Source organism: Rhizobium sp. 10N414, from assembly GCF_056394785.1.
Map to the genome: position 1 here is coordinate 1 of NZ_JBFTIN010000092.1, position 1,947 is coordinate 1,947.

At 61.8% G+C, this 1,947-nt stretch carries 1 protein-coding gene; it reads left to right on the top strand.

The annotated features are described in order from the left end of the window. Positions 1 to 422 precede the first annotated feature (422 nt). A partial coding sequence (locus AC1DE4_RS31660) for a HAMP domain-containing methyl-accepting chemotaxis protein (RefSeq protein ID WP_477884743.1) occupies positions 423 to 1,947 on the top strand: 1,525 nt, incomplete at its 3' end.

Below are 1,947 nucleotides of genomic sequence, written 5' to 3' on the forward strand. Positions count from 1 at the left end.
CAGGGCACGCAGCAGACAGGGCACGCAGCAGAACGCCGCCATGGTCGAGGAGCAGACGGCAGCGAGCCATGGGCTGGCGCAGGAAGCAGCAAAGCTGATGCAACTCCTTGCCCAGTTCAACCTGCAGGCAGCATCCCACGGCGCATCATCCTACAGCCGTCGCGCGGCCTGATGTAATCCTGCGAAGACCGGACGCTCGCGCTCGTCGCGGGCGTTCTCGTTGGAGGGCGCGACCAGCGGTGATTAAAAAATATTACTTTTAATCAAATCTTACGGATCTTGGGCTTTAGTGGCGTGCAATGCATGATGCAGGATGGACGTTGTCCGTACCGTTCTACCCACACCATTAAAACGAGTGTTCCCCCAGGCGATCAACAGGAGATTGACTGAAGCACATCGTTCAGCCGCACTGAGGCCGCTCTATGTCCAAATTGAAGATCAAGACGCTTCTTCCGCTTCTTTTTCTGTCCCTTGTCGTCATTGCCCTGGTGCAGGGTGCGATCGCGGCCTTCTCGTTGATCAATCTGGAGGCCAACACCCGGCAGATCGGGGCGCAGAACATTCCGAACACCGAACGGCTCCACGCGATCGTCACGACGCTGAACGACGTTCGTCGCAGCTACGCCGACTACCTCCTTGCAACAGGTAAGACGGACTTCCGCAACGCGGAGACGACACTCAAGGCCCGCCGCCAGCGCCTTGCCACTGCCATTGGCGCCTTCGACAAGCAGCCGAAGAGCGATTACATGAGCCAGAATTTCGGCCGGCTGCAGAAGGCGCTCACCAACGACGCTGCGCTTGCCGACAAGATCATTGCGCTGGCGCTCGACAACAAGCGCAGCCAGGCCAACAGCCTCTATCGCGGCGAACTTTCCATGTCCGCCAACAACATTCAGACGCTCGTCGACGGAATGTTGGCAAAGGATCGGCAGTCGACCGATGCCGCTCTCGCTGCCGCGACCGGTAACTATAACGCAGGCATCTCGTCCATCGTCGGTGGCCTCGTCGTCGCGCTTGCCGTCGCCGTTGCTGCGGCCTTCCTTGCCTGGACGCGCATTTCTCAGCCGATCTCGACGATCGCCACCCGCATGGCCCGTCTGGCGGACGGGGATCTCGACGCGGCCGTCCCTTACGCCGGGCGCAAGGATGAGATCGGCGACATGGCGGCTGCCGTAGCGATCTTCCGCGACAACTCTTTCGCACGCCTCGACCTCGAACGGAGCGCCGAGCACACCCGCGAGCAGGCTCAGCAGGAGCGTTCCCGTAACGAAGCCTCGAAGGCACGTGAAGCCAGCGAGATCCAACATGCCGTCGATGCGCTTGCCGAAGCGCTGGGCGCTCTCTCGGAAGGCGATCTCACGCGGACGATCGAGACGCCTTTTGCCGACCACCTCGACCGGCTGCGCAGTGATTTCAATTCCTCCGTGGCCAAGTTGCGGGCTGTTCTTCAGGAGGTCGGTGACAACGCTCATGCGATCGACGCGGGCGCCGGAGAAATCCGCACCGCCGCGGACGGGCTTGCCCGCCGCACTGAACAGCAGGCTGCCTCCATCGAAGAAACGGCAGCCGCGCTCGAAGAGATTACGACGACCGTCAAGGACACAGCGCGCCGTGCCGAGGAAGCCGGCACGCTGGTCACTCGAACCCGCAACGGCGCCGAAGAGTCCGGCAACATCGTCCGCAAGGCGGTCTCGGCAATGACCGAGATCGAGCAGTCGTCGCAGAAGATTGCCAATATCATCAGTGTCATCGACGACATTGCCTTCCAGACCAACCTGCTGGCGCTGAATGCCGGTGTCGAGGCGGCACGCGCAGGCGAAGCCGGCAAGGGCTTTGCTGTCGTCGCCCAGGAAGTGCGCGAGCTGGCACAGCGTTCTGCCCATGCCGCGAAGGAAATCGAAAGCCTGATCACCGCCTCGAACTCACAGGTTCGCTCGGGCGTCACGC